Here is a 19,774-nt window from a genome sequence, read left to right as displayed (position 1 = left end):
GGGCTGCGTTAACTCAGTAAAAGCAGCTTGTGGGCGGTCCGGGGTGCTTTTGCTCCACTAGGAATTCACCGGCTCCCGGGTGGCGGGGCAGCGCGGCGGCCCGGTTGCGGCCAGGCGATCGACGGCGCTACTGCACCGTGACGGCGTCGTGGTCCACGGCCGTGAGGTGTTTCCGGGAGAACTCCACGGGGAAGTCGGTCGTGATCCGATCCACTCCCAGGGCCACCATGCGGTTGAAGTTGCGCTCGGCGTTCACCGTGTACACGCTCATGCCCAGCCCCGCCGCGCGGACCCGGTCCACCGCGGCCGCGTTGAGCCAGCGGTGATTGGTCCCCACCTGGCCCGCGTAGGTCGAGATCCGCTCGAGTGCCTCCGCATCGGGAACCCTGTACACGAGTTGCTGCAGGGGGACCTCCGGGGCCAGTGCCGCGAAACGCTGATTGGATGCGGCATCGAAACCCAGGACCTCGATCCGCCCGTCGCGCAGCAAACGCTGCCACCGGGGATCCGTCCGCAGGCGCTGTGCGACCACGTCTTCGATGCCGGGGGACGTGGCCGGCGACTTGATCTCGATGAATACGCCGATCGCGTCGCCCGCGACCCGCACGGCGTCGTCGAGATGCGGAATACGCTCGCCCCGGAATGCGTCCGAGAACGAGGAACCGGCGTCCAGTTGCTGCAGTTCCGCCCACGTGAACAACGTGACCGGGTCGTTCTCCCGGCCCGGGAATACCTCGGCAGCATTGGTGGTGCGCGCGGGGGTCGGGTCGTGGAACGCGAAGGGGACACCGTCCGCCGAGAGCTGGACGTCCAGCTCGAAGTACTGCGCGCCCGATGAACGGGCCACCTCGAACGCCGCCACGGTGTTCTCGGGTGCGACCCCCGCGGCTCCGCGGTGCCCGATCAACAGGTGGGCCGGCGGGGTGGTCATTCCGGCAGTGTCCTCCCGTTCGCGGGGTGCCGTCAGCAGGGTACTGGGCCGGCCCCAGCGGAGGGGATCCGTTGCGAGACGGTCGGTCAGGGGGGTCGTGCGGATGCGCATCCAGAGCCTCTCACGGATGGTCGTACGGAGATGGCCCTGCCGGTCGCGGGGTGGTGGCCGGCGAGCGGGCCGAACCCATGGTCGCGGTGGGACATGACGGCCGTGGAGCACCCCGATGACCGAGGTGTTAACTCGGGACCACGGATTGCGCCCGGTGTATTAACCCGGCGTCGGCCACGGAACCCGGCCCCGGGGGCCCGCGCCCGGTCCGTTACTCCAGCGGGTCACCCTTGGTGCGGTCCAGCGCGACCCGGACCAGGGCCGCGGCAAGGACGGGGAGTTTTTCGGGCGGGACGAGGCCCGCGAGGTCGTGGGCGTCGTCGGACAGGCCGATCCGCCGGGCGCCGTCCAGGGCCTTGCCGTCGAAGAACGGTGCGAGGCCGGGCCAGACACCCTGTACCTCCCGGGCGAAAATCGCGGCACCCGCGGGGCCGATCCCCGGGAACCGCTGGAGCGCCTCGAGGACGTCGTCGGTACCGTCCGCGCGCTCACGCAAGCGGCGCAGATCCCCGCCGTACTCGTCGAGCAGGAGGGCGGCGCCGTCGCCGAGCATCGTGGAGGTGCGCTCGTCGTAACGTTTGTAGCCGCCGCGACCCAAGGCCTGGATCCGTTGCCGCCACGACGCCGCGCGCATCCGTTCCGGGGTGCGGTACCCGGCCGCGAACAGCTCGCGCGCGGAGGCGACCGCCACCTTGGCCCCGATGCGCGCGGACAACAGATTGGCCAGCACCAGCAGCTGGAACAGGGGAGCGGGTGTGTCCCGCAGCTCGATGCCGGCATCCTGCGCGTACGTGGTGCCGTGGCGCTCCAGCAGCACACGCACGGTGTCCTCGTGCGATCGCGTCATGTGTCCCTCCCTGTCCAGATGTCTGTGTCCGTGTCGTCCGACATCATGCCGCCCGCGGCCGGATCGTGCGGGGCCGTACCGCTCACGACGGCGTGAATTCCGCTTCCGGCCAACTCTCTCGTGCGCACCGTCACTAGTAAATAGACTGATGATCGACGCCACATCGCGGTGGGAGACCCCACGGTGCGGTGGGCAATCACAGCCTCGACGAAAGGAAGTGCCATGGCGGAGAACACCGACGACATCCAGAAGGTGCGGGACATCATCAAGGGCACCCGCATCGCCATGCTCACCCACGTGGACGGGGACGGTCACCTGGTGTCCAAGCCCATGGCTACGCAGGAGGTCGAATTCGACGGCACCGTGCGGTTCATCGCGGAGCGCGACTCCGAGCAGGCGCAGGCCCTGCAGCAGCGCCCCGAGGTGAACGTGGCGTACTCCGGTTCCGGCTCGTGGGTCTCCGTATGCGGTACCGCGCGCATCGTCAACGACGAGGCCAAGCTCAAGGAACTGTGGAGCAGCTTTACCGGTTCGTGGCTCGAGGGCGGCCCGGAGAACCCCAATAACATCCTCATCGAGATCGACGGCCACAGCGCCGAGTACTGGGACAGCCCCGGCAACAGCAAGGTGACCCAGGTGGCCAACCTGATCAAGTCCAAGGTCAAGGGCGAGACCGTGGACGGAGAGAACAAGGTCGTGGATCTCTGATCCGACCCGCCCGTCCGACGGCCGTTCGATCCCCGCGGATCGGGCGGCCGTTGCGCATCTCGGGGACCTCGTGCAGGAGGGACCGCGCCCGGCAAGGGGCGCCTCGTCCGGGCGGGGGCCCGCGCGCCTACCATGGGGTATGACCGTACGCCTGCTGTCGATCGAGACCGCCGTCCCCGACACCGTGATCCGGCAGGAGGACGTGTCCCGGCTGTTCGCCGAGCAGCCTGGGATGACCAGGCTCGGGACGCGCGTGGTACGTTCCGCGTTCGCGGGCGCCGGGGTGTCCACGCGCCACACGGTCCTGCCCGAGCTGGGCGTTGCGGCATCGGGGACCGTTGACGGGGGCGACGCCGCGGCAACCGGTTCCGGGGGCGAGGCCGCGGGAGCCCGGGGTCCTAACGAAGCCTCAAACGGCCGCGCTGACGATGGCACCACCTCACCGCACGCACCGGGTCGCGATGGTGCGGAACGCGCGGGGGACGACGCCTCGGCCTCGCCGTTCGTGGACCCCGCGACCCGACACCTGCGCTCGCCGGGAACGCACGCGCGCAACCAGCTCTACACCGAGCACGCCAAACGGATGTTCGTGACCGCCGCCCGAGCGGCGCTGGAGGCTGCTGCCCCCGAAGTTGAGCTCGCAGACGTGACCCACGTGATCACGGTGTCCTGCACCGGGTTCTTCGCGCCGGGACCGGACGTGCGCGTAGCCAAGGATCTGGGGCTGCCCGCGGACGTGAAGCGGATGCACCTGGGGTTCATGGGCTGCAACGCCGCGTTCCCCGCCCTGCAAGCCGCGTACACCGCATGCCGTGCGGACCCGGGCGCCGTGGTGCTCGTCGTGTGCGTGGAGCTGTGCACCCTGCACCTGCACGTGCGTAACGACACCGACACCATCATGGGCAACGCGCTGTTCGCGGACGGTGCGGCCGCCGCGGTGGTGACCGCGCGCGACGTCGCCGTGCCCGGACCCACCCTGGAACTCGTGGACTTCGAGACGACCCTGGCCCCGGTGGGCGAGGACGAGCTCGCGTGGAGCGTGGGGGACGAGGGGTTCGAGATGATCCTGGGAACCTACGTGCCGCGGATCATCGACGACCACGTGACCGACGCCCTCGCACCCCTGCTGGGCCGCGCGGGGTTGAGCGCGGACCGGATCCCCCTGTGGGCCGTGCACCCGGGTGGACGCAGCATCCTGGACAAGGTGCAGGGGCGGCTCGCGCTCACGGACGACCAGATGGCCCCGTCCCGCGGGGTGCTCGCGGACGCCGGGAACATGAGCAGCGCGACCATCCTGTTCGTGCTCGAACGGCTCCTGCGAGCGGGAGACGCGGGCACCGTGGCGGCGCTCGCGTTCGGCCCGGGGCTGAGCATCGAGAGCGCCCTGCTGCGGGTCCGCCCCGCGTCCGGGGCCTGAGCGTGGATCCGCTGAAGTGCACCGACCGAGTGCCGCGCAACGATCGGTGGGTGCGTGACGATCGCCCGGGACGATCCGGCCGGCTGCGGCGCATCGATCTGCGGCGCCTCGACCCCCTGCTCCGCCACCGCAGCGTGGACGAACCGGAGCTCATGGACGATCCGGCCTGCGATCCGGTGGCCCTGGACAACACCTACCACTTGTTCGGGGTGATCAACCCGCTCGTCGCGTCCTGGTGGCCCGTCTATCGCCGGTACGTCCGTCCCGCGTTACGGGCCGCCGCCCGGGAAGGACGCCCCGGCACCGTGCTGGACATCGGGTGCGGAGGGGGCGACGTCGCCCGGGCCCTCACCCGCTGGGCCGCCCGCGACGGGTTGGACGTGCGGATCACCGGGATCGACCCGGACGAACGGGCCACCCGCTGGGCCGCGGCCCACGACCGCGGCGCGGGGATCACCTACCGGGCGGTCGCGAGCGGGAACCTCGTGGCACGCCGCGAGCGCTTCGACGCCGTGGTCTCCAACCACGTGCTGCACCATCTCACCGACAGTGAGCTCACGGGCCTGCTCGCGGACTCGCAGCGGCTGACCCGCGGGGTGGCCGTGCACAACGACCTCCGACGCAGCCGGGCGGCGTGGCTCGTGTACTGGGTGGCCACGCTCCCACTCGTACGGGCGCGCACGTTCGCACGCTTCGACGGGCTGCTCTCGATCCGGCGCAGCTACGCTCCGACCGAACTACGCCGACGCGTCACCGACGAGTGGCGCGTGCAACGGCAGGCGTTCTTCCGGGTGCTCGCGGTGCACCGGGCTCATGCTGAGCCGGGACGCACGTCCTGATCCCAGCCCTCCTGGGGCGTGTCACACGTCTCCCGGAACACGAACTGGGAGGGGCGTTTGCGCTCGCGGCTGGACCAGTCGATCGCCGGGCGGTGGGTGCGCTCGGGCACGTAGCCCAACCGGTACACGGCCATCAGTTCCAGATCCTCCGGGACGCGCAGCATGTCCACGATCCGCTGCCACTGGTGCGGTGCCTCCATGGGGAAGGACACGAACTGGATCCCCATGCCCAACTCCACCGTGGTGAGCCACAGGTTCTCCATGGCGGCACCCATGCTGAACACCGAGTAGAACCCGGACAGTTCCTCCGGACGGTACTCGCCGCGCTCGAGCATCACGCCGATCAGCAGCGGGGATCCCGCCACGAGCTTGCGGTTCTCCTCACCCAGGGTCTGGGGCACGCGCAGCTTGTTCATGAGGCTCTGCCCGGAGGGCGTGAACGCCTTGGACGTGAACGGGCGCAGCAGCGCGGGCAGCTTGTCGAACAGCATGCCGCTGCGCTGGGCGTCCATCTCCTTCTGGCTGAACCGGAAGTACTTCTTGTACCGGTCGAAGAACGTACCCGCGCCCATGACCTCGGTCATGCTCTCCCCGCTGATCCGGGCCACGGTCTCGATCGTGTCCCGGTCCTCGATCAGCACGAACCGCCACGGCTGGCTGTTGAACTGGGAGGGTGCCGCGGCCGCCGCGCGGATCAGCAACTGTTGGTGCTCGGGACTCACCGGATCCGGGCGGAACGGGCCGTTGGTGGTGCGGCGGTTGAACACGACATCCAGGAATTCCACGATTCACCTCCAGGCCAGCGCGAGGCCGGCCACGTAGCAGGGAGCCGCCGCCAGGGCGTCTCGGGTGTGACGTTGCAGCGGACGCGCACCGTGGTGCTGCAACAGGAAGAGCGGGACGACCGCCGGTGCGAGGACCGCCGCCACTGGGGAGCGTTCACGCACCGCGGCCACGCATGCCGCCGCGGTCACGGCGGAGGTGGTGATGTACAGACCGTGGTGGATCCACCGGACGTTCGAGGTGTCCACCCACCGGGCGGCCACGGACGCCCCCAGCGCGCAGTTGGCCGTGTACGCTCCGGCGGATGCGGTCACGAGCGTGCGCAGCAGGTTCATGACTCTCCTCGCCGGTGGGGTGCGTCCCGTGCGCTCATCGTGTCACACGTGGCATGCCACGGTGGACAGCCACGCGGCCGCGCCGCCGTCCCGATGGAGCGCGGGGACGACGGCGCGTGGTGGCGTTGTCGAAACCGGGCGCCGGGGCGCGGCTCAGCCGATACCCGGGGGCCACTCGCCCGCGTGGTCCACGGACTCGGTGTTCGGGTTCCAGGAATAGGTGGACACGGCCCGCCCGCTCGCACCGGCATTGCTCTCGCCCTCCTTGGCCCACCGGTAGGTGACCTGGATGGCGGAATCGGACAGCCGCACGGTCTCGGGGGAGAAGGCGATGCCCTCCTTGGTGGTCGTGCCCAGGTACTCGCCGTCGTGGAAGAGCATCTGCTGCGACGGGGAGGACGCCGTGCCCCCGCGGATCGTCAGCGTGACCCACGACAGGTCCGCGCACGGGTCGTAGGTCTGGGTGTCGACGGCCAGCCACTCGGCGTCGGGAACATTGCCCTCGGGGAATGCCGGGCCCACCTTGTCGATGTTCTCGTTCACGGCCTGCTCCGCGGTGGTGTTAGCGCAGGACCCGGACGGTTCGGGGGTCGCGGACGACGACGCCGTGGTCGCCTCGGGGCTCTGCGACCCGGGGGCGGGGGTGTCGGACGCGGTCATGTGACCCTCGGGCTGCGCGGTGGGCGCGGACACCGGGGCGGCGGGAGCCTGGCCGGTCGCTGCGGCGTCGGCCCCGGCCTGCGGGCTCGCGGCCTGGGAGCGGATGCCGGAGGTGGGCCCGTCGGCGATCTCGGAGGAGGTGGCCATGGACTGTGGTTGTTCCGCGGGCGAGGAGCTGCATCCGGTGAGCCCGCCCAGTGGCAGGACCAGGAGGGCGGCTGCTGCGGTCAACGTGCGTGTGCGGTGCATGACGAATCCTCTCGTCTCATCCGTTCCCCGATGTCCACGGGTGGTTCCAGGGTGGGGGCTCGTCTTCACTTAAGCAATACTTCTATGCAAATGCAAAAGAACTAGCCCGTGACCAGGGCTTTCACTCCGGAGACCGTCACGCGTCGTCGTCCGCGAAGCCGTCACCCGACCCACCCCAGGAGCTGTCCCGGGAACGTGACCGCATGTATTCGCCCAGCACCGCGGCGTCGAGGTCCTCGGGATCCGGGGCAACCACCCGACCACGCACCCGGCGGGCCAGGGCGGCGATGAAGCGCACGAGCCCGGGATCGTCCCCCAGCCGGAACAGGGTGATCTCGGTCCCGCGCCGGGCCACGGCGTCCAGCTGCGCCACGGTGAGCCGGAGGGTCTCCCGATCGGGCGGGTACATGAACCACGCCTCCCCACCGGGTTCCAGGTGGGCGGTGGCCTCACCGTCCGTGACCACGAGCAGCACGGGGTGCATGGTGGGGTGCTTGCGGAAGAAGCGCTGCGCGAGCAGCAGGCCGTGATGCAGGTTGGTGCCCTGTTCGTGCCACGCGGGCAGCGCGGTCAACTCGGCGATGTCCATGGTCTGGGCGTAGCGCCCGAACGTGATCAGTTCGAGCGCGTCACCCCGGAAGCGGGTGGAGATCAACTGGTGCAGGGCGATCGCCGTGCGCTTCATGGGGACCCAGCGCCCGTTCAACGCCATGGAGAAGGACGTGTCCACGAGCAGTGCCACCGCGGCTTGCGTGCGCGCTTCCGTTTCGCGCACCTCGATGTCCTGGACGTCGATCCGCAGACCCGCGCTCGGATCCGCGCCCGACGCCGCCGTGCGGGTCACCGCGTTGGTCACCGTGCGGGTCACGTCCCACGGTTCCACGTCCCCGAACTGCCACGGGCGGGACGAGCCGGTCGGCTCACCGGCGGCCCCGGCGAGCCGGGTGTCCCGGCGGCCACTGCGACCGGAGAGTCTCCCGGCGGCGTCGCGCAACAGGGATTTGCCGAGCTTGCGCATGGCCCGCGGGGACAACCGCAATTCGCCGTCCGTGCCGCGGCGCAGGTAGCCGCTGTTCCGCATGGCGCGCTCGAGCTCGGTAAGCGTGCGCGCGGCGACGGCGGCGTCGTCGCCCAGTTGCCGGGCCAGCGCGGCCACGTCCAGGTCCGAGAGCGTGGAACCCGCATAGGACTGGGACAGCTGCTCGCTCAGGGCGTCCAGGTCCGCGAGGTCCTGCAGCACACCCGTCCCGTCCCCGAGACCGAGGCCTTGATCGCCCTCGAACTGCTCCGAACCGGACCAGTCCAACCCGGGACGCAGGCCCTGCAGCGCGGCGTCGAGGCGGTCCAGTTGAGACATCAGTTCGGGGGAGCCGAACGCCTGCGCGGACAGTGCCATGAGCTCCTCGCGCTGCTCCGGGGTCATGGAGCGCATCATGCGCTGCGCGGCGGCGGAGCGCTGAGCCAGCGTGTCGATGAGCTCGTCGATGTCCTGCGGGTTCTCGGGGAACTGGTCCCCGTGCCGGTTCATGAACCGCTCGAAGTCCTCGGGTGTGTCCTCGCCGCGGGCGTGCTTCTCGAGCAGGTCGTTGAGGTCCTCGAGCATGTGGGAGACCGCGGCGCGGTCCTCGTCCGTGGCGTTCTGCAGCGCGTTCTTCATCCCCGCGAAGCGCTGCTCGAGCAGTTCGCGGCCCAGCAGGTCCTTGATCTGTTCGTAGTTGCGCCGTGCGGCGTCCGACTGCCAGTCGTAGTCGGACAGTTCCGTCACGGCCGCCGCGGTGGAGGACGGCAGGGCGTCCAGGCGCATCTCCCGGAACTGCCGGTCCGTGGGATCCATGCGCGCGTCCCGCAGGAACTGGTCGCGCTCCTCGCGCAGCGCACGATCGAGCAGCTTTTTGGCCTCCTGCACGGTGCCGTCCAGGCGGTGCCGGCTCAGTAGTTCCCGACGCCGCTGATGCACCTGGCGCGCCAGATCGTCCAGTCCGCGCTGGTTGCGCCCGCCGCGGCGCAGGAATTCGCGCAGGGCCTGGTCGGGGGAGTAGCCGGCCATGACGTCCTCGGTCACGGCGTCCAGGACCTCCCCGAGGTCCACGGGTGGGGCCAGGGGATCGGGGCCGCCGGAGTAACGACCGTACCGTGAAGAATGCCGGGGTGTGCGCATGGGAGGCCTATCCGTAGACGGTTTCCCCGTCGCCGGACTCCTTGGAGAGCTTCCGTGTCAGGAACAGTCCCTCCAGGGCGAGTTCGACGGCGGTCGCGCGGTACCCGGGCCCCTCGCCGCCTACACGTTCGGCCAACCGGTCGTAGAGATCGGAGTCCTCGAGGGTGGGGAGGGCGTCGAGGAACTCCTGGGCGCCCACGCGCTCGCCGGTCGTGATGGTGCGCTGACCGTCGAACGCCGCGACCAGGGGAGAAAGGTCCAGGCCGCGGAAGTGTTCCCGCACGGTCTGCGCGGTCGCGGTACGCAGCAGGTGCTCCAGGATGTCGTCCTCGCGGCCCTCCTCACCGGATTCGAACTCGACCTTCCCGCCGAGCACGGCCACCGCGGTGTCCACGTCCACGAGCCGGGCCACGGCGGGGTCACCGGGGCGCACCGTGGCGCGGTGCCGGGCGGCGGCCGCCACGGTTTCAGCTCCCGCGATCGCGAAGCGCGCGGAGACACCGGAGGACTGGTTCACCGCGCTGGATTCACGCAGTTGTCGGGTGAATCGGGCAAGGATCTCCAGGATGATGTCCGGGACCTCGGCGGTGAGTTCGGCCTCCTGGCGGATCACGGCCATCTCGTCCTCGAGTTCGAGCGGGTAGTGGGTGCGGATCTCCGCCCCGAAGCGGTCCTTGAGCGGGGTGATGATCCGCCCGCGGTTGGTGTAGTCCTCCGGGTTGGCGGAGGCCACGACCATGACGTCCAGCGGCAAGCGCAGCACATAGCCGCGGATCTGGATGTCCCGCTCTTCCATGACGTTGAGCAGGGCCACCTGGATGCGCTCGGCCAGGTCAGGTAGTTCGTTGAGCGCCACGATCCCGCGGTTCGCGCGCGGGATCAGCCCGTAGTGGATGGTCTCGGGGTCCCCGAGTCGCCGCCCCTCCGCGACCCGCATGGGGTCCACGTCCCCGATCAGGTCCGCGACGGACGTGTCCGGGGTGGACAGCTTCTCCACGTAACGCTCGTCGCGATGGCGCCACGTGATCGGTAGGTCGTCACCCTCCGCGGCGATCCGCGCGGTGGACTCGGCGGTGAGCGGTTCGTAGGGGTGTTCGTTGAGTTCGGAGCCCGCGATCACGGGCGTCCACTCGTCCAACAGCCGTGGCAGGGTGCGCAGCAAGCGGGTCTTGCCCTGGCCGCGTTCACCCAGCAGCGCGACGTCGTGCCCCGCGATCAGCGCGCGCTCGAACTGGGGGATCACGGTGCGCTCGAAGCCGTGCAGTCCCTGCCACGGGTTCTCCTCCGCGGCGAGCGCCGCGAGCAAGTTGTCGCGGATCTCCCGGCGCAGGGATTTCAGCTCATGACCCGACGCGCGCAGGTCACCCAGGGTGCGGATGTCAGGTTGGGCGTTCACGCGCGTCACGCTACGCCGGGTGGGCGGCGGCGTCGAGCCCCCGGGGCGGTTCGGTGACGCCGTGTGACGGGCGGGGAGCCGTGCGGGGCGGGGCCCGTGACGCGGGGGCGGGTGCGTTCTAGGCTGACGAAGCATGAGCGACTCCCGCGGATCGACCACCGTCCTGCTCGTGCGTCACGGCCGCACCCCCACGACGGGTGAGCTATTGCCGGGGCGTTCCCCGGCACTGCACCTGTCCGAGCAGGGGTGGGAGCAGGCGCGCGCCGCGGCCGAGCGGATTGCGGAACTGCCCGTGAGCGCGCTGTACAGTTCGCCGCTCGAACGCGCGCGGGAGACTGCCCGGCCGAGTGCCGAGCTGCTGGGTCTGCCCGTCCGCGAGGACCCCGCGCTCCTGGAGCTCGACGTGGGGCAATGGACGGGGCGCGCGCTCAACGACCTCAACCGGTTGCCCGAGTGGCGCACCGTGCAGCACAACCCCTCCGCGTTCCGGTTCCCGGACGGGGAGAGCTTCCCCGAGATGCAGCAGCGCATGGTCGATGCCGTGCAGCGCCTGTGCAGGTTCCACCCCGGTGGGACCGTGGTGTGCTTCTCCCACGCGGACCCCATTCGCGGGTTGCTGGCCCACGCGATGGGCACGCCCCTGGACAACTTCCAGCGGCTCAGCGTGGGGCCGTGCTCGATCTCGGTGCTGTCCTATCCCGCGGCGCCCGACGGTGCGGATGAGCCCTCCGGCGACGACACGAATCCCGTGGTGCTCACGGTCAACTCCACGCGGGATTCCCTGCGGGAGCTGGTGGCGTCGTGACGGGCCGGTCCGGCGCGACCCGGAGCGGGCGCGGGGGCGGCGGGACGGCGTCGTCGTGAGAGCGGCGTCGTGAGGGCCGAACGAGCGGACGAGCTGCTGCGCACGGGGGAGATCACACTGCTCGGGCAGCTCGCGCGCAGCAGCAATGAGACGTTCCTCGTGGAGGTGCGCGCGCTGGCGTCGCAATCGGTCACCGGCACCGACGGCGACGCTCGTGCCGGCGAGGTCCCCGACCCCGCCGCCGCGGCCTGCTCGGCACTCGCGACCGGCGACAACGCCGCTCCGGCCGACGCACCCGTCCCGGCGCCCGACCCCGACCACGCCGCCCACGACGGCGCGTCGTTCGGTCCGCCGGATTCGGACACGGCATGCTGGGCCATCTACAAACCCGAGCTCGGGGAGCGGCCCCTGCACGACTTCCCGCCGGGTCTGTACCGCCGGGAGCGTGCCGCGTACCTGCTCAGCGAGGCGCTCGGATGGGGGATCGTCCCGCTCACCGTGATCCGGGACGACGCCCCGTTCGGGACCGGATCGCTGCAGTTGTTCGTGGCCGCGGACCCCCGGGAGCACTACTTCACGATCGTGGAGGACCACCCGGACACCCATACGGCGCTGCGCACCATGGCCGCGTTCGACGTGATCACCAATAACACGGACCGCAAGTCCGGCCACGTCCTGCGCGGACCGGACGGGTGGATCTGGGGGATCGACCACGGCCTGTGCTTCGCCGCGGCGTTCAAGCTGCGCACCGTGATCTGGGAGTTCGCGCACGACCCGCTGCCCCCGGCACTCGTGTCGGACATCGCGGCGCTCGCCGAGAACGGCGCACCGCCGGAGGTGGCCGAGCTGTTGACGACCGAGGAGACAGGGGCGCTGCGTCGTCGTGCCCGTGCGCTCGCGCTGCTGGGCAGGCTCCCGGAGGACCGCTCCGGCATGCGCTACCCGTGGCCGCTCGTGTGAGCCGCCCCGGAGCGGTCCGCTGCGCGTGAAGCGGCCGGGGGTCCGGTGGAGGCGCGGGGCCGCCGCACCGTAGTCTGACCGTGCGCGTGACAGCGCGCTCGTCGAGAACCTGGCAAGGAGCAACCCATGACGCAGCCCATCCCGGACCCCAACCCGCTCGACAACCCCGAGGCCTCGGACGACACGTTCCGCGAGGACGAACTGATCGGCACCACCGGTGACGAGGACTCCGCGTGGGAGGAGGACGACGCCCAGTGGGGTGCCGACGAGGATCCCCTGACCCACCCCGAGGAAGCCGACGTGGAGCAGGTGGCGCAGGAGGAGACGATCCCCGAGCTCGATACCACCTCCGAGACCCAGGACCCTGAGGTCGAGGCCCTCGTGCAGGACCCGCAGGCCGACCGCGAGGTCAACCGCTCGTTGCGGGACGGCGCGGACCAGACCGTGGACCCCATGGACGAGCGCTGACGCGACACGCCGTCGCAGACCACCGACGACCCGTGGCGTCCGGGTGGCCCGTGTGGCCGCCCGGCCGCCACGGGTCGTCGCCGTGCGGGCCGAATCCCGGCGTGACCCGGGCCGATGCCGCCGTGAGGGCCGCGCGGGTCGTCGCCGTCGCGACACACCTGACACCTGGACGCGCGCGGTAAACGGTCTATTCTTGAGGTATGTCCCGATTCAGCCCGCTCGAGTGGCCGGTCATCCGCCAGCTCCGGACCGGGGATCACACCGGCCGCAGTTCCGCGGTGCAATCACAGCGCACGCGTGAGATCACGCCGCGCACCAGCAGCGCGGACCGCGTGGTGCAGAGCGTGTGCCCGTACTGCGCGGTGGGGTGTGGCCAGAAGGTCTACGTCAAGGACGAGCGCGTGGTCCAGATCGAGGGTGATCCGGATTCCCCGATCTCCCGCGGTCGGTTGTGCCCCAAGGGGTCGGCGAGCGAGCAGCTCGTGAACTCCCCGGGCCGTCAGACCCAGGTGCTCTACCGCGCCCCGGGTGCCGCCGAGTGGCAGCCCCTGGACCGGGATACCGCGATCGACATGATCGCCGATCGTTTCCTGGAAGCCCGACGCCGCGGTTGGCAGGACACGGACGAGCAGGGCCGTCCGCTGCGCCGCACCATGGGCATCGCGTCCCTGGGCGGGGCCACGCTGGACAACGAAGAGAACTACCTGATCAAGAAGCTGTTCACCGCAGCGGGTGCCGTACAGATCGAGAACCAAGCCAGGATTTGACACTCCGCCACGGTTCCCAGTCTGGGAACCTCGTACGGCCGCGGCGGCGCCACCCAGTCGCTGCAGGACATGGCGAACGCCGACTGCATCGTGATCCAGGGATCCAACATGGCCGAGTGCCACCCCGTGGGATTCCAGTGGGTCTCCGAGGCGAAGGCGCGCGGCGCCAAGATCATCCACGTGGATCCGCGTTTCACGCGCACCTCTGCGGTCGCGGACAAGCACGTGCCCATCCGGGCGGGCTCGGACATCGCCCTGCTCGGTGCGCTGATCAACTACGTTCTCACGCACGACCTGTGGTTCCACGACTACGTGATGTCCTACACGAACGCCGCCACGATCATCAACGAGGACTTCGAGGACACCGAGGACCTCGGCGGGATCTTCTCGGGCTACGACGTCGAGAAGGGCGCGTACGACCTCTCGTCGTGGGCCTACGACGACGAGGACGACGGCGCCGGTGACGGCACCGACAAGCACGAACAGGGCGACGAGGAACGCGAGGAAGCCGGCGGCGACAAGTTCGGCAGCGGCGGCGCGCCCACGGGTGCGTCCGAACCGCGCTGCGACGAGACCCTGCAGGACCCCCGCACGGTCTTCCAGATCCTGAAGCGGCACTTCTCGCGCTACACGCCGGAGAAGGTCGAGGAGGTGTGCGGCATCTCCGCCGCGGACTTCGAGTACCTGGCCCGCGCCGTGACCGAGAATTCGGGACGCGAGCGCACCACGTGCTTCGCCTACGCCGTGGGGTGGACCCACCACACGCTGGGCGCGCAGTTCATCCGCACGGCCGCGATCCTGCAGTTGCTGCTCGGCAACGTGGGTCGTCCCGGCGGTGGCGTCATGGCACTGCGCGGGCACGCGTCCATCCAGGGCTCCACGGACATCCCCACGCTGTTCAACCTGCTGCCGGGTTACCTGCCCATGCCCTCGGTCGAGTCCGATTCGCTCACCGAGTACCTGGGCACGATCGGGTCCAAGACGCAGAAAGGCTACTGGGCTGACGCGGACGCCTACACCGTGAACCTGCTCAAGGCATGGTGGGGGGACGCCGCGCGCGACGACAACGACTGGGCGTACCACTACATGCCGCGGATCAACGGTCCGCACGGGACGTACCAGACCCTCATGGCCATGCTCGAGGACAAGGTGGACGGGTACTTCCTGCTGGGGCAGAACCCCGCGGTGGGATCGTCCAACGGCCGCATGCAGCGCACCGCCATGTCCCACCTCAAGTGGCTCGTGGTGCGCGATCTGAACATGATCGAATCCGCCACGTGGTGGAAGGACGGACCCGAGATCGAGTCCGGCGAGCTGAAGACGGAGGACATCCAGACCGAGGTGTTCTTCATGCCCGCGGCCACCCACGTGGAGAAGTCGGGATCGTTCACACAGACCCAGCGTCTCGTGCAATGGCGCCACCAGGCGGTCTCCCCGCCGGGTGACGCGCAGAGCGAGCTGGACTTCTTCTACGACCTGGGCCGGCGACTGCGCACCCGGTTGGCGGAGTCCACGGATCCCCGGGACCGGCCCCTGCTGGACCTCACGTGGGACTACCCCCTGACTCCGGAGGGCGAACCCGATCCCGAGAGCGTGCTTGCCGAGATCAACGGCCGGTTCGAGACCGGTCCCGATGCGGGCAAGCCGCTGTCCTCCTACACCCAGATGAAGGCGGACGGCAGCACGTCCGGCGGGTGCTGGATCTACACCGGGATCTACGCGGACGGCGTGAACCACGCTGCGGACCGGGTTCCCGGGCGCGAGCAGGACGAGATCGCCTCCAAGTGGGCGTGGGCGTGGCCCGCGAACCGACGGATCCTCTACAACCGCGCCTCGGCGGACCCCCAGGGCAAGCCGTGGAGCGAGCGCAAGAAGCTCGTGTGGTGGGACGAGGAATCCGGGCGCTGGACCGGCAAGGACGTGCCCGACTTCCCGGTGGACAAGGATCCCGGCGCACGGCCGGACCCGGAACTCGGTGGCGCGGCCTCGCTGCACGGCGACGACCCGTTCATCATGCAGGCGGACGGCAAGGGGTGGCTGTACGCCCCCAAGGGTCTCGTGGACGGGCCCATGCCCACCCACTACGAGCCCCAGGAGTCCCCGGTGGCCAATGCGCTGTACCCGCAGCAGCAGAACCCGGCCCGCGTGATGTTCCCCCGTAAGGACAACCTCTCCGCACCGAGTGCGGGCGCGCCCGGCAGCGAGGTCTACCCCTACGTGTTCACCACGTACCGGTTGACCGAGCACCACACCGCCGGTGGCATGAGCCGCTGGTTGCCGTACCTGTCCGAACTGCAGCCCGAGGCGTTCTGCGAGATCTCCCCGGAGCTCGCCGAACAGCAGGGGTTGGAGCCCTTCGGATGGGCCACGATCATCTCGCCGCGCTCGGCCATCGAGGTCAAGGTCCTGGTGACCGACCGGATGACGCCGCTGCGGGTGGGCGGGCAGACCGTGCACCAGATCGGGCTGCCCTATCACTGGGCCGTGGGCAAGGACGCCGTGGTCAGCGGTGACGCCGCCAACGACCTGTTGGGGATCACCCTGGACCCGAACGTCCAGATCCAGAACTTCAAGACGGGTTCGTGCGACATCCGCCCCGGCCGCAGGCCGCGCGGTGCCGAACGCATTGCGCTCATCGAGGAGTACCAGGAGCGGGCCGGGCTCACCGTCCGGACCGGCAACGAGCGGATCACCGATCCGCAGCGGGAACTGAACGAGGATCCGAAGCGTCCCCACGGCGAGGGCCAGTCCGCGGGGCGTTCCACGGCCCGAGGCGCCGGCACCGCGGTGCGGGAACGGGAAGAGGACGAGTGAGCACGGATCGGATGACACCCACTGACAGGTTCGCGGACGATTCTCACTGGGATCATCCGCACGAGCGCCGCGGGTTCTTCACGGACACCTCCATCTGCATCGGGTGCAAGGCGTGCGAGGTCGCGTGCAAGGAGTGGAACCGCAACCCCGCGGACTCCGACTACGAGCTGCTGGGTTCCTCGTACGACAACACGGGCGGCCTGGGCGCGGACACGTGGCGGCACGTGGCGTTCATCGAGCAGTCGCGGGACCGCATCGAGCAGGCTAGGGAATCCGGGCGGGCGCTCGTGGATCTGGGCATGCCCCGCGTGGGGCCGCCCGCGGCGTCGTCGTCGGCCGAACCCGCGTCCGGTGGTTGCGGCTGCTCGTCCGGCGGAGGGGGCTGCGGGAGCGCGGCCACGACCGGCGGCGCATCCACCGCACAGGACGGCGACTCCCCGGTCCTGGACACCCCGGATTTCCGGTGGCTCATGTCCTCGGACGTGTGCAAGCACTGCACCCACGCCGGGTGCCTGGACGTGTGCCCCACGGGCGCGCTGTTGCGCACCGAGTACGGCACCGTGGTGGTCCAGGAGGACATCTGCAACGGGTGCGGGACGTGCGTGGCCGGTTGCCCGTTCGGTGTGATCGAGCGCCGCGACGACGGCCTCGTGGAGCCCAAGACCCAGCGCGGCGCGGCACCCATGCCGGACACCGTAAAGGTCCCCCAGGACGGGATCGCCCAGAAGTGCACGCTGTGCTACGACCGCATGAAGGACGACCAGACCCCGGCGTGCGCGCAGGCGTGCCCCACCACCTCCATCAAGTACGGCGAGCGCGAGACCATGCTCGAGTCGGCCCAGAAGCGGGTCGCCCAGTTGCACGAGCAGGGCAAGACCGAGGCGCGGCTCTACGGCGCCAACCCCAAGGACGGGGTGGGCGGAACCGGGTCCATCTTCCTGCTGCTCGACGAGCCCGAGGTGTACGGTCTGCCGCCGGATCCCCGCGTCCCCACGGCGGACCTGCCGCGCATGTTCAAGCGTGCGGGCATGGCCATGGTGGGCATGCTGGCGCTCGGCGCGGTCGCGTTCACGGCGGGTGATCGCTCATGAGCATCTCCCCGTACGACGCCTACCGTCCGCCGCAGGAACCGCGCGGCAAACGACGCCGCAAGAACCGCACCCCGGGCGGGGGAGCCTTCCGCCGCGGTGGCGGTGACGGTTCCCGCGAGGTGCCCGTGGTGCCGGAGCCCGAGTTCACGTCCTACTACGGCCGCCCGATCGTCAAGGCCCCGCCGTGGGACTCCAAGATCGCGTCCTACCTGTTCCTGGGCGGACTCGCGGGGGGTTCCGCGCTGCTGTCCCTGGGCGGCTACCTCACGGACCGGCCCGCGCTGCGTCGCAACGGTCGCCTGGGTGCACTGGGTGCGGCGAGCCTCGGGACCGTGGCGCTCGTCGCGGACCTCGGACGCCCCGAGCGGTTCCTGCACATGATGCGCACGGTCAAGCCCACCTCGCCCATGAGCCTGGGTTCGTGGTTGCTCGCGGGTTTCGCGACCAATGCGGGCGTGGCCGCCGCGATCGAGGTGGACCGGATGACGGACGAACGCCTCCCGCTCGGCCCCCTGCGCCCGGTGCTGCACGCGCTCGAGCTGCCCACGAGCGTGGCCTCCGGCGTCCTCGGAGCGCCGCTCGCGGCCTACACCGCCGTGCTGCTCGGGGACACCGCGGTGCCCACGTGGCACGAGATGCACGCGCACCTGCCGTTCGTGTTCGTCAGCTCCGCGTCCCTGGCGTCCGGGGGCTTCGCGCTCGTGACCACGCCCGTGGCGGAGACCGGTCCCGCGCGGTTCTTCGCCGTGGCCGGGGTCGCGGGGGAGCTCGCGGCCATGCACGTCATGAAGGGCGCGATGGACCCCGTCTCCGTGGAGCCCCTCGAACAGGGCAAGCCCGGTGCGTGGCTCACCTGGAGCGAACGGCTCTCGGTCATCGGTGGCGCGGGTGTCCTGCTCAGCGGACGACGCCGCTGGGTCGCCGCCGCCTCGGGGCTCGCCCTGATGGCGTCCTCCGCGCTCACACGCTGGGGTGTGTTCTGGGCCGGCAAGGAATCCGTGAAGGATCCCCGGTACACCGTGATCCCGCAGCGCAACCGGCTCGAGAAGCGCCGCGCCGCCGGGATCACCGACGATTCGATCACGACCGCCGGCTGAGTCCGCCGAGGCGGGAGCTGTCCCGCTGACGTGCGAACACATGCTCGGGACGACCGCGCATGCCGTCCCGCAACCGGTCGAATGAACGGCTCGCGCGCTGCGCTGAGCGGCGCGCTCAGCGCACGGTGACGAGCGCGTCGCTGTCGGCGGGAACCTCGGTGGTCTCCCCGATCACGGGATAGCCGGGGACCTCCCCGACCACGAGCAGCCCGCCCGAGGTCTGGGCGTCCGCGAGCAGGAGCAGCTGGTCCTCGGTGATTCCCGATCCCGCGGACAGGAACGGGCGCACCCAGTCCAGGTTGCGGCGGGTACCGCCCGAGACGAAACCGTCCCGCAGGGCGTCCGCCGCGCCGTCGACGAGCGGGACGGCGGAGGCATCGAGTGTGGCGGCCACCCCGGAGGCCCGGCACATCTTGTACAGGTGGCCCAGCAGACCGAAACCGGTCACGTCCGTGGCCGCACGCACCCCGGCCGCAAGGGCAGCGCGGGACGCATCCTTGTTGAGCGCGGTCATGGTCTCGATCGCGGCGGGGAACACCTCACCCGTGGTCTTGTGCCGGTTGTTGAGCAGCCCCACCCCGATCGGCTTGGTCAGGGTGATGGGCAGACCAGGCCGGGCGGCGTCGTTGCGCATGAGGCGTTCGGGATCCGCGGTACCGGTGACCGCCATGCCGTACGTGGGTTCGGGGGAGTCGATCGAGTGCCCACCGATCACGGGGCAGCCCGCGAGCGCGGCCACGTCCAGACCGCCCTGCAGCACCTCGGACATGAGGCTCATGGGCAGCAGTTCACGGGGCCAGCCCACGAGGTTGATCGCGACCACGGGGGTCCCGCCCATCGCGTAGATGTCGGACAGTGCGTTCGCCGCGGCGATCCGGCCCCAGTCGCGGGCGTCGTCCACCACGGGGGTGAAGAAGTCGGCGGTCGAGAGCACCGCGAGGTCGGGGCGCACGAGGACGGCCGCGGCGTCGTCGCCGTCGTCCAGGCCCACGAGGACGTCCGGGGAGTCCTGGCCCGTGAGTCCCTTGACGGCGTCCTCGAGCTCGCCCGGCGGGATCTTGCAGGCGCAGCCACCGCCGTGGGCGTAGCTCGTGAGACGGCCGATCCCGGTCCCGGACGGGTGCGAGGTCGTGGACGGGCGGGCGGCTTCGGGAGTCATGCGTCCAGTCTAGGAGTGGGGACGGACAGGCTACTGAGACATGACGACCGAGGGCGTCCGAGCGCGGTGATACATTCGCTCCCGGAGGCGTACGTGTCCTGGTGGGCGCCCCGGTCTTCAAAACCGGTGAGACCGAGCAGCTCGGTCTGGCGGGTTCGATTCCCGTCCGCCTCCGCCAC

At 70.3% G+C, this 19,774-nt stretch carries 17 protein-coding genes and 1 tRNA gene; 10 read left to right on the top strand and 8 right to left on the bottom strand.

The genetic code is table 11. From position 1 onward, the window contains the following. Window positions 1-127: 127 nt before the first annotated feature. Window positions 128-931, bottom strand: coding sequence for a glycerophosphodiester phosphodiesterase (locus AS25_RS12230; protein ID WP_253270578.1), 804 nt, complete (start codon window positions 929-931; stop codon window positions 128-130). A 322-nt stretch (window positions 932-1,253) separates the two neighbouring features. Continuing rightward, window positions 1,254-1,889 carry an endonuclease gene (locus AS25_RS12225; RefSeq protein WP_035965421.1) on the bottom strand — a complete coding sequence of 212 codons (636 nt, stop codon included), beginning with the start codon at window positions 1,887-1,889 and terminating at the stop codon, window positions 1,254-1,256. A gap of 222 nt (window positions 1,890-2,111) precedes the next feature. On the opposite strand from AS25_RS12225, the gene AS25_RS12220 reads away from it, so the two are divergent. From AS25_RS12220 to AS25_RS12210, 3 genes are all read left to right on the top strand, one after another. Beyond that, a complete protein-coding gene (locus tag AS25_RS12220; protein WP_035965420.1) occupies window positions 2,112-2,597 on the top strand; it encodes a pyridoxamine 5'-phosphate oxidase family protein in 486 nt (161 codons plus the stop codon). Window positions 2,598-2,736: 139 nt separating this feature from the next. Next, window positions 2,737-4,014, top strand: coding sequence for a type III polyketide synthase (locus AS25_RS12215; protein WP_035965418.1), 1,278 nt, complete (start codon window positions 2,737-2,739; stop codon window positions 4,012-4,014). A 50-nt stretch (window positions 4,015-4,064) separates the two neighbouring features. Continuing rightward, window positions 4,065-4,853, top strand: a complete 789-nt coding sequence (locus AS25_RS12210) for a class I SAM-dependent methyltransferase (RefSeq protein ID WP_084118209.1) — start codon at window positions 4,065-4,067, stop codon at window positions 4,851-4,853. Here the strand turns inward: AS25_RS12210 and AS25_RS12205 are convergent. The 5 genes from AS25_RS12205 to AS25_RS12185 form a co-directional block, all read right to left on the bottom strand. After that, a complete protein-coding gene (locus AS25_RS12205; RefSeq protein WP_035965417.1) occupies window positions 4,826-5,638 on the bottom strand; it encodes a nitroreductase family protein in 813 nt (270 codons plus the stop codon). The two genes, AS25_RS12210 and AS25_RS12205, sit on opposite strands and share 28 nt — an antisense overlap. Before the next feature lie 3 nt (window positions 5,639-5,641). Next, window positions 5,642-5,971, bottom strand: a complete 330-nt coding sequence (locus AS25_RS12200; protein WP_035965416.1) for a hypothetical protein — start codon at window positions 5,969-5,971, stop codon at window positions 5,642-5,644. A gap of 153 nt (window positions 5,972-6,124) precedes the next feature. Further along, a complete protein-coding gene (locus AS25_RS12195; protein ID WP_035965414.1) occupies window positions 6,125-6,880 on the bottom strand; it encodes an LppP/LprE family lipoprotein in 756 nt (251 codons plus the stop codon). Window positions 6,881-7,016: 136 nt separating this feature from the next. Next, window positions 7,017-9,038 (bottom strand): VWA domain-containing protein, encoded by a 2,022-nt coding sequence (locus tag AS25_RS12190; RefSeq protein ID WP_035965412.1) that lies wholly within the window; start codon window positions 9,036-9,038, stop codon window positions 7,017-7,019. Between the two features lie 7 nt (window positions 9,039-9,045). Continuing rightward, window positions 9,046-10,434: a sigma 54-interacting transcriptional regulator gene (locus AS25_RS12185; protein ID WP_035965410.1), complete on the bottom strand. Its 1,389-nt coding sequence runs from the start codon at window positions 10,432-10,434 to the stop codon at window positions 9,046-9,048. Window positions 10,435-10,567: 133 nt separating this feature from the next. On the opposite strand from AS25_RS12185, the gene AS25_RS12180 reads away from it, so the two are divergent. From AS25_RS12180 to nrfD, 6 genes are all read left to right on the top strand, one after another. Then, window positions 10,568-11,239 (top strand): histidine phosphatase family protein, encoded by a 672-nt coding sequence (locus tag AS25_RS12180; RefSeq protein WP_035965409.1) that lies wholly within the window; start codon window positions 10,568-10,570, stop codon window positions 11,237-11,239. Window positions 11,240-11,308: 69 nt separating this feature from the next. Next, window positions 11,309-12,199 carry an SCO1664 family protein gene (locus tag AS25_RS12175; RefSeq protein WP_052160969.1) on the top strand — a complete coding sequence of 297 codons (891 nt, stop codon included), beginning with the start codon at window positions 11,309-11,311 and terminating at the stop codon, window positions 12,197-12,199. A gap of 126 nt (window positions 12,200-12,325) precedes the next feature. Beyond that, complete coding sequence (locus AS25_RS12170; protein WP_035965408.1) at window positions 12,326-12,667, top strand: hypothetical protein; 342 nt, start codon at window positions 12,326-12,328, stop codon at window positions 12,665-12,667. Between the two features lie 200 nt (window positions 12,668-12,867). Beyond that, on the top strand, window positions 12,868-16,248 hold the full coding sequence (gene fdh, locus AS25_RS12160) for a formate dehydrogenase (protein WP_172644453.1): 3,381 nt from the start codon (window positions 12,868-12,870) through the stop codon (window positions 16,246-16,248). Window positions 16,249-16,259: 11 nt separating this feature from the next. Continuing rightward, entirely contained in the window at window positions 16,260-17,339 is a 1,080-nt protein-coding gene (locus AS25_RS12155) for a 4Fe-4S dicluster domain-containing protein (protein ID WP_035965484.1), read from the top strand. After that, the gene (gene nrfD, locus AS25_RS12150; RefSeq protein ID WP_035965404.1) at window positions 17,336-18,436 is read left to right on the top strand and encodes an NrfD/PsrC family molybdoenzyme membrane anchor subunit; all 1,101 of its coding nucleotides are present in this window, start codon (window positions 17,336-17,338) and stop codon (window positions 18,434-18,436) included. Before AS25_RS12155 ends, nrfD begins: the two co-directional genes overlap by 4 nt. Window positions 18,437-18,551: 115 nt before the next feature. Here nrfD and selD read toward each other — a convergent pair whose 3' ends face one another. Continuing rightward, window positions 18,552-19,595, bottom strand: coding sequence for a selenide, water dikinase SelD (gene selD / locus AS25_RS12145; protein WP_035965403.1), 1,044 nt, complete (start codon window positions 19,593-19,595; stop codon window positions 18,552-18,554). An 83-nt stretch (window positions 19,596-19,678) separates the two neighbouring features. Here selD and AS25_RS12140 point away from each other — a divergent pair. After that, window positions 19,679-19,773, top strand: a tRNA-Sec gene (locus AS25_RS12140). Window position 19,774 lies beyond the last annotated feature (1 nt).

The organism is Kocuria marina, assembly GCF_000786655.1.
Lineage (GTDB): Bacteria > Actinomycetota > Actinomycetes > Actinomycetales > Micrococcaceae > Kocuria > Kocuria marina_A.
Note: the sequence above shows the minus strand (reverse complement) of the source record. Positions and strands in the feature narration are given on the sequence as shown.